We start from the raw sequence: 8,137 nt of genomic DNA on the forward strand, positions 1-8,137 counted from the left end.
GGCTGCACACCTACAATCACCACCGCGGACACACCGCGCTGAAAGGCCAACCACCCGCCAGCCGCGTCCCCAACCTCACAGGGCAATACAGCTAGCCGACTCGTCGCGGAATAACTCCGCCCGTGAACGAGGTCCCGTGAACGAGGTCCCCCAGAGCGCAGAGCTGATCTCGGGCACTTAGCGCTCCGCTGAGTGGGTCGTCCCCTCCAGCGACTGCGCCTGCACCGACCACGGCCTCCTCCCCCCCCCGGCTGCCACCGAGATCCTGCGTGAACGTCGTGCCGCCCTCGGCCGCACCGACCGAGGCGAGACGCCTCATAGAGGCCCGGCCAGAGACCGTCACCCGATTCATCCGCGGCCTGGAGGCGGCGCAGCGCTCCGCTGCATCGTTGACAACGGTGCGAAGTGGCGGGCCCTGCCCGCGGACCTTCCCCCGGTTTCTGTGGAATCAGGGTCCGTCAAGCCTCGCAGGTTGAGGGCGTGATGCTTGCCAGGTCACATGCCCGTGGAACCGTCGATGCGTTCGCGCAGTAGGTCGGCGTGACCGTTATGGCGAGCGTATTCCGCGATCATGTCCACCATGATCCTTCGCAGCGAGATCGGCTCGCCGGTCCTCTTGCGGATCCCTGTTTCGTCCAGCGACGCTGCGGCCGCAACGATTTGCCGTGACCGTTCGCATTCCGCCCGCCAGACGGCGAAGGTCTCGTTGACATCACCATCCAGGCGGTCGAAGTCCTGGTTGGGGTCCTCGTCTGAGTAGTAGAGCATCGGGACGTCCTCACCGGCGAACTGAATGCGGAACCACCAGCGCTCGACACCGGCCAGGTGCCGTGCCAGGCCGTGCAGAGACAGTGCGGAGGGCGGCACCGCCTGTTCGGACAGTCGCGCTGGTGGCAGACCGGAGCACTTGAGCTCGAAGGTGGCCCGGTGCCAGTCCAGGAACGCGCTCAGCGTTTCTCGCTCGCTGCCAACGGCGGGTGGGGCGGGGCGGGTGTCACCGTTCCATCGGGGTGCATAGTGCTTCGGGGCGGGCGCGCCGGTCATGGTCGGCCTTCCTGGTCGAGGTCGGGCCGAGTCTGACAGCCGCCACTGACATCGGATCCGCCCGCTGCGGGACCTTGGGTGGCATCGATGATGGGCAACAGTGTGGCGGTGGTCGGAACGCCGATCTGGCGGGGAGTTGGTCCAGCTGGTGTGGGGACGTCGGTGAGTCGCTCAAGGACCTGATCGAGGGTGGTCTGGCCCTCGTCGACGGCGGCGCGTGCGTCGTCGGTGAGCGGGATGCTGTCCAGCATTTTCTGCAAGATTCTCCTTCGCCTCCAACAGCTGGCCCTTGCTGGAGCTCTTGGGGGTGTCGAAGTCGCAACGTGCGCAGGCCATGCTTTTCCGGACTACGCAGCAGCACGATTCTGTGGAGGTCAGGGCCGGTGACTCCCTGGTGGGCGGCTCCGCTCGGGCGCCGATTACGCTTCCGACCATGTGGAGAGAAGCAGCCAGCCAGGTCTTCGGCGGGACCAAATTCCAAGATCCAGTCCAAGAGGCTGAGCTGGCTGCAGCAGAAGAACTGTTGGGGGGCCGGCTGCCCGCGGACTTGAGGAAGTTGCTCCTGGAGACCAACGGCGTGGTCGGCGACAGTGGCGTAGACACTGTGTGGTCCATTGGCCAGATCATCGAGCAGAACCTCTTCTTCCGGACCGACGCCTCCTTCGCCGGGCTGTACATGCCCTTTGGCCCCTTGCTGTTCTTCGGGGACAACGGCGGCGGCGATCAGTTCGCCTTCGTGCAGTCGCCAGAGCGCCCGGACATCTTCGTCTGGGAGCACGAGTCCGACAGCCGCAGGTGGGTGGCCGGACACCTCAAGGACTACTTGGAACGCTCGCTCCGCGAGGGCGGAGACGAGTGGTACCAGTAGCCAACCAAGCAACGCGATCAAGGTAGGCCTGAGCGGAGGCCTCTGCGCGCGATGGCGATGGGGGGCACGGATGAGCGATCATGTCGCCCATGACTTTGTCGACGTTGACCGAACCCGACGGAGCTGAGGACTTTCGGATCAAGGTGTGGTTCCGGTTCGTGCCGCGCGAAGGCTGGCTTCCTCAGGACACCGAGGGACTGTGGGCCGCCTTGCTCAGCGAGGACACCGCGCGGGTGCAGAACGTCCCGCTGCTCCAGGACGGGGTGGCCGAGGGCGATGTCGTCCGATTCACCACGGATGCCGAGGGCCGGCACTGGGCGGTGGAACGCGTAGAAGCCTCCGGCAACTGCACGATCCGTGTCCTTCCGGTGCCAACCGGACCGCTCGGCCCGAGCGTCCAGGCCGTGCACGAACGGTTGTTGCCGTTCGGGCTGGGTGGCGAGGTCTTCAGTAACGAGTTCCCGCTGGTGGCGTTCAACGTGCCGGCGAACTCGGACCTCGCAGGCATCAAGTCGCTGCTGGTTCGTGGAATGGCCGAGGGCTGGTGGCACTTTGAGACTGCGTGCGTCACCGACGATTGGAGCAATGCGTAGCGGTCCTCCTGTGCTGGGCGATGTGTTCATCAGCGCTCCCCGGGGATGATCGGCATGCCGAGGTCGACCGAGGCGCGGGGCCGGTTTCGAGCCAGCCGGTCGAGCGCGGCGAGCTTGTTGCGTGCAGCCTCGGCGCTGACTTGAAGACCTTGGACCTCGCCGAGCCAGTCGTTGGCGCGTGCTTCGTCGATGCGGTCAGTGAGGTTGCGGATGGTCTCTTCCAGACGCCGTCGCTGTGCGGGGTCGACCCGGAGCACCGGGCAACGGATGCAGGCGTGCTCATGTGCGCAGGGGGTGCCGTAGGGGTGCCCGCATGTTCCGAGCTCGACCTTGTGCAGTTCGAAGTGCTTTTGAAACTCGTCCCACTCCTCCTCGGTGGGCTCGCGGTATTCGGCAGCAGGCCGGTTTGCCCGGCGGGTGTCCAGATACGTTCGGTAAGAGCGGATCAAGTCGTCCTGGAAGACCGCGAGGTATGCCTCCGTGGTGTTCAGGCTGTGGTGACCGAGAATTAGATGATTGATTCCAAGGGGTCCTGGGCTGCGCGTTGAGGCGCTGAACAGCAAGAACGCGGTCTCCTGTTGCGGTTGTCGGCAGCAGCAGGGGATGAGCATCACCGGCAGACGGTGTATAGCCGCTTCCGGACCTGGGAGTTGGACGGGACCTGGGAGCGGCTGTCCACCGCGATCTTGGCCGAGGCCGAGGCGACCGGAGCGATCGAGTGGATCGTGGGTCTGTCGCCTGGGAGGCGGGGCTCGGCTGTGGCGTAGCGGAAGCCCGAGCGTGGGCTCGCCTGGGCCGAAGTTCCCCGCCGTACCGGCTGGGAAAACCGCTGTCGGGCAAATGGATCAAGATGATAGAACTACCGCTGTGCACAAGACTCTGGAGTTTCTCGATCTGCTGCGGCTGATCGACGAACGTGCAACCGCCTTCCGCGCCGCAATCGCCGCCGCGCCCAGCCTCGACCTGCCCGTGCCGACCTGCCCCGGGTGGACGCTGTCCGACCTGGTGCAGCACATCGGCGAGGGCCGCCGCCGCTGGGCCGCCACCGTCGCCGCCGGGCCGGACGCCACGTCCAGGACCCCGGCCCAGGGTGACGCGGTCGCACCGCAGGAGCGCGAGGCCCTGCCGGCCTGGCTGGCCGCCTCAACCGAGCTGTTGCTGGCGGCCCTGCGGGAGGCCGGTCCGGACCAGGGCTGCTTCACCGGCTGGGGTAACACGCAGACGCCGCACACCGCCGGTGGCGTCGCCCGGCACCAGGTGCAGGAGATCGCGGTGCACACCTACGACGCCCAGCTCACCGTGGGCGAGCCGGCCTCACTGCCTGTCGAGTTGGCGCTCGACGGTGTCGAGGAAACCCTGTTCATCACCTGCTTCACGACGAGCGCCTGGCCGCACAGGCCCACCGCCTTCGACTTCCACGCCACCGAGGGCCGCTCCTGGCGCCTCACGGTCGACGGCGACGGTGCACGGACCACCCGGCTGCCCGCTACCGGCGAGGACCCGGACGCGGCAGGCATCTCCATTCGCGGCACGGCCAGTGATCTGGTCCTCTACCTGTACAACCGCATTTCGGCGGACTCCCTGCAACTCGACGGGGACCCGGAGCTACTCGACCTGCTCCGCGCCTGGGAACCGGAGGACTAGACGTGACGACACGCCACCGCGCACAAACCGGCCGCTTGAATCGCGAACGGTCTCGTACCGAACGGTGGCGGTCTCACTGGATGATCGATTCCAAGGGTTGGCTGCGCGCATGAGACGAGGGAGTCCACAGTCAGGTTGTGACGCCAGACATGGACTCCCTCGCGACCGCACTCTACGTCAGGACCGACGACCTGCTGATGGATTCGCTGCAGCTCGCCCCGTGGCGGCCGGTGGTCGGCATGACGCCGCAGCTCAGCGATGCCTAACTGGTGACGCTGTCGATGATGCAGGCCATGCTCGGCTATACCTCCGAGGCCCGTTGGCTCCGGCATGGCCGGGCCCACCTGAGGCACCCGTTCCCGTACCTGCCGGAGCAGCCCGGCTACAACAAGAGGCTGCGGAAGGCGGCGGGGCTCATCCGGCACGTCATGCGCGAGTTGGCCACGGACACCGCGCTGTGGACGGACGACGTGTGGGTGGTGGACTCCACACCGGTCGAGTGCGGTCGCTCCCGGGAGACCGTCAGGCGCTCCCACCTGGCCGGATGGGCGCAGTACGGCTACTGCGCCAGCCACACGCGCTACTTCTGGGGACTTCGGCTGCACCTGCTGTGCACGCTGGGCGGGCTGCCGATCGCGTTCGCGCTGACCGGGGCGAAGGCCGACGAACGCGAGACACTCCTCGACATCTTCGCCACCGAACCCACGCTCGTCACCGACCGGCCACCTGGACAGACGCTGATCGGCGACAAGAACTACTTCGGCCGCGAGTTCGAGTCGCAGCTGGCCGACCTGAACATCGAACTGCTGCATCCGGCCCGCAAGGGCGAGGCTGAGCGGGCCGGATCACAGCTGTCCAAGCCGTTGCGGCAGGTCATCGAGTCGATCAACGAGACCTTCAAGGGCCAACTCGACCTCGAACGCCACTGCGGCCGCAGCCCCGGCGGCGTGATGGTCCGCGTGCTTCAGCGACGCGCTGACCGCCGCCATCTGGCACAACGAGCACACCGGCCAGCCCGTCATGCGGTCGCTGACTGCCTATGACCACTGACGGCTTGGAATCGATCATCTAGTGAATGCCGCCGCTGTCCGCCCAAGGACACGCCGCCGTGTCGTCGCGTAGTCCGGTCAACACGTCGGTGCTGGCACTGTTCGAAGAAGGTGTAGAGGCACCAGCCGTGGCCGAGGTCGAAGTACTGCCAGGGCTCTCCGCTGGCGGCGGCGCCGGAGGTGACCGCCTCGCGGTCGACGAGTACCTCGATAGTACGGACGTTCCTCGCAAAGTAGCCGGCGTCGTTGTAGGCCCTGGCCAGGGTGTTGGGGGTGAGCTTCGCGTAATGGGTCGTCGCTTCGGGCGTCCGGTGACCGGGCCGTTCCTGCAGTTCGAAGAGCGTCATCGGCTCCTTGGCGTTGTAGAGCTGGCTGGCGATGGTGGACGGACGACGACCCGACGCCTGACCCGCTACAGCCCGCGGACCAGCCAGTGGACGAGGAAAACTCGTGCCTGATCAGGAGCAGTTACGACACATGGCTGAAAGACATTGGACCAGCCGTGGCGACGGTGCATCTCTGAGCAAAGCGCTCCCCCGATTCGAGTACATCCGGGATCATGAAACATGCTCCCGGATGACTGGCAACTCACCGAAGACGTCGACGACTTCCTCGCCCGAGTCGGAGACTTCCTTCGCTCGCGCCCTGACCTGCACAACACACCGCTGACGGACATCGAGAAACTGCGAACACGCGGGGCGGACGCACACGGCGCCGAAGCCACCGTCTTCGGCCGGCTGGAGTCAGGGGGCGAGGTCCGCGCCATCTTTTACCGCACTCCGCGCGGATACCTGAGCGTCACCCCCCTCTCTGCCAAGCAGGCCGGCACCCTCGCCGCTCACCTGGCCGGCCTCGGCCACTCCCCCTCCGGCGTCCTCGCGGACCACGACACCGCCACGGCATTCGCCGAGACATGGCAGCGGCACACGGGCTCAGCGCCGGTACCCTTCTGGCGGACTCATCTTTACCGTCTCGGCACGCTCACCCCACCGCAGCCGCGCCCAGAGGGCCAGGGTCGCATCGCGGGCGGGAAGGACCATGAGCAAGTCGTGTGCTGGTGCCGTGAGTTCTGCGTCGACGTCGGGGAGCAGTCCTCCATCGACTTGATCGACGCCGGCTCCTGGGCCCGCTCGCGTTTCGGCGACAGACACTTCACGTTCTGGGAGACTCCGGACGGCACTTCCGTCTCCATGGCGGCCGCGACCTCGATCGTCGCCGGCATGATCCGGGTGGACCCCGTCTACACCCCGGCCCACCTCCGGGGCCGCGGCTACGCGGGCGCCGTGACGGTCGAGGTGAGCAGGGCCGCTCTGACAGCGGGCGCGACGGACGTCGTCCTGTTCACGGACCCGAACAACCCCACCAGCAACGCCCTATACCAACGCATCGGATACGTCCGCGTCGCCGACTTCACCGGCTACAAGTTCTCCTGCAGCGCACCAGAAGCCGGGTAGACAAGACCGACGCAAAACACACCTGCCACCAGGAAGCTGACCCGCCGACACCGCCCTACCGGGGGTAGCAGGGGGGGGAAGAAGAACACCTGCTTAGCCCGCCGTCTCCTCACCGACCTGACACTCCGCGACCTCCGATGCGGATGCCGTGCCGGAACGCTTCTCGGCAGCTGCACGCAGACTCCGTACCTGCGGTGACAACAGGGCCGCCGTGGTGGCCAGGACCACCAAGACCGCGCAGCCGGCCAGGGCTTGGCTGGTGCCCACGGCAGCGGCGATGGGTCCGGCGACGAGGAGTCCGAGCGGAGCGAAGGCCAGGGAGCCGAACCAGTCATAGGAGCTGACGCGGGACAGAACCTGTTCCGGGACCTCCCGCTGGATCGTGGTTGCCCACAGCACGCCGAAGACGTCCCCTGCGATACCGGCGCCGAACGTGGCTGCGGCGATCAGCCATACCGGGGCGTCGGCGCTGAGCAGAGCGATCGGCACGGCGGCCGGAAACGTACACAGCACGGCCACCAGAATGGGACGGTTCACCCGCACACGGGCGGCAATTCCAGCGCCCGCGATGGTGCCCACGGCCTGCGCGGCCACGATGACCGACCACGCCCGCGCTCCGCCCAGGTGCTGCTCGGCCGTCAGCGGGCCCAGGACACCGAGGTTGGCGTTGAGCGCGGCGACCACGACCGCGTACTGCGCGACGACAACCCACAGCCACTGCCGGGAAGTGAATTCCTGCCAGCCCTCTCGCAGATCGGCCCAACCCGACGATCTCTTGCGCGGCCTCGCGGCCACCCGCAGCCGAGCAGTCAGTGCCGCACTGGCGACAAAGGACGCCGCGTTGAGCGCAAGTGCCCAGCCGGCCCCGACCAGCGCCACGGTCACCCCGGACAGCGCCAGGCCCAGCAGCAAAAAGCTGTTAGTGCCCATCCGCAACAGCCCATTGGCCTGCTGCAAGCGGTCTGCAGGCACGACCAACGGCAGCAGGCCGTCCATCGCCGGCGAGAACAGGGCTGTCGCCGTTCCGGCCGCCACGGCCAACAGGCACAGTGCCACCAGTGGTGCATGACCGGTCAACACCATCGCGGCCAGCCCCGAATACGCCGCAGCCCCCAGCACGTCGGCAAGGACCATCAGCCTCGACCGCGACATTCGGTCCGCAATCACTCCGCCCATCAGGATGAGCACCAACTGCGGCAACGCCTGACAGGCCAGCACCACCGACAACTTGCCCGCACTGGCCCCCGGCAGAGCAAGCACCGCGAACGCCAGCGCCACCCGGGCGAAGCCGTTGCCCAACACGGAAATGGCCCGTGCGCAAAGGAGCAGGACGAACTGCTGGTCGCGCCACAACGGCGACCCATCCGATGAGACCGTCACGGCCAGGCACCCTAGGTCGTGTCTTCAATTGATCTTGAGTAGTGGATCATGGTCGGGTGATACGTCGCCATGAACTGTCCGATGAGGAGTGGGAGTTCCTCCGTC

Annotated in this window: 9 protein-coding genes and 1 pseudogene; 5 read left to right on the plus strand and 5 right to left on the minus strand. The window is 66.9% G+C overall.

What is annotated here, in order from left to right; genetic code table 11:
• Positions 1-495: 495 nt before the first annotated feature.
• Complete coding sequence (locus ACIBK0_RS51465) at positions 496-1,044, minus strand: DinB family protein (protein WP_399097381.1); 549 nt, start codon at positions 1,042-1,044, stop codon at positions 496-498.
• On the minus strand, positions 1,041-1,295 hold the full coding sequence (locus tag ACIBK0_RS51470; protein ID WP_399097384.1) for a hypothetical protein: 255 nt from the start codon (positions 1,293-1,295) through the stop codon (positions 1,041-1,043). The genes ACIBK0_RS51465 and ACIBK0_RS51470 overlap by 4 nt, the downstream gene beginning before the upstream one ends.
• 182 nt (positions 1,296-1,477) lie before the next feature.
• Here ACIBK0_RS51470 and ACIBK0_RS51475 point away from each other — a divergent pair, with 182 nt between their 5' ends.
• Positions 1,478-1,912 carry an SMI1/KNR4 family protein gene (locus tag ACIBK0_RS51475; protein WP_399097387.1) on the plus strand — a complete coding sequence of 145 codons (435 nt, stop codon included), beginning with the start codon at positions 1,478-1,480 and terminating at the stop codon, positions 1,910-1,912.
• 89 nt (positions 1,913-2,001) lie between these two features.
• A complete protein-coding gene (locus ACIBK0_RS51480; protein ID WP_399097390.1) occupies positions 2,002-2,505 on the plus strand; it encodes a DUF4265 domain-containing protein in 504 nt (167 codons plus the stop codon).
• A 29-nt stretch (positions 2,506-2,534) separates the two neighbouring features.
• Here ACIBK0_RS51480 and ACIBK0_RS51485 read toward each other — a convergent pair whose 3' ends face one another.
• Positions 2,535-3,116, minus strand: a complete 582-nt coding sequence (locus ACIBK0_RS51485; RefSeq protein ID WP_399097405.1) for an integrase — start codon at positions 3,114-3,116, stop codon at positions 2,535-2,537.
• Positions 3,117-3,372: 256 nt separating this feature from the next.
• Here ACIBK0_RS51485 and ACIBK0_RS51490 point away from each other — a divergent pair, with 256 nt between their 5' ends.
• Both ACIBK0_RS51490 and ACIBK0_RS51495 read left to right on the plus strand, forming a co-directional pair.
• Positions 3,373-4,149, plus strand: coding sequence for a maleylpyruvate isomerase family mycothiol-dependent enzyme (locus ACIBK0_RS51490; protein ID WP_399097393.1), 777 nt, complete (start codon positions 3,373-3,375; stop codon positions 4,147-4,149).
• Positions 4,150-4,286: 137 nt separating this feature from the next.
• Positions 4,287-5,199 (plus strand): annotated as a pseudogene (locus ACIBK0_RS51495) (IS982 family transposase).
• Here the strand turns inward: ACIBK0_RS51495 and ACIBK0_RS51500 are convergent.
• Entirely contained in the window at positions 5,168-5,545 is a 378-nt protein-coding gene (locus tag ACIBK0_RS51500; protein ID WP_399097396.1) for a hypothetical protein, read from the minus strand. The pseudogene ACIBK0_RS51495 and the gene ACIBK0_RS51500 sit on opposite strands and share 32 nt — an antisense overlap.
• Before the next feature lie 219 nt (positions 5,546-5,764).
• Between ACIBK0_RS51500 and ACIBK0_RS51505 the strand changes: the two genes are divergently transcribed.
• Positions 5,765-6,652 (plus strand): GNAT family N-acetyltransferase, encoded by an 888-nt coding sequence (locus tag ACIBK0_RS51505; protein WP_399097399.1) that lies wholly within the window; start codon positions 5,765-5,767, stop codon positions 6,650-6,652.
• A gap of 93 nt (positions 6,653-6,745) precedes the next feature.
• On the opposite strand, the gene ACIBK0_RS51510 is transcribed toward ACIBK0_RS51505, so the two are convergent.
• Positions 6,746-8,032, minus strand: a complete 1,287-nt coding sequence (locus ACIBK0_RS51510; RefSeq protein ID WP_399097402.1) for an MFS transporter — start codon at positions 8,030-8,032, stop codon at positions 6,746-6,748.
• Between the last annotated feature and the right edge of the window lie 105 nt (positions 8,033-8,137).

Source organism: Streptomyces sp. NPDC050564, from assembly GCF_044457265.1.
GTDB lineage: Bacteria > Actinomycetota > Actinomycetes > Streptomycetales > Streptomycetaceae > Streptomyces.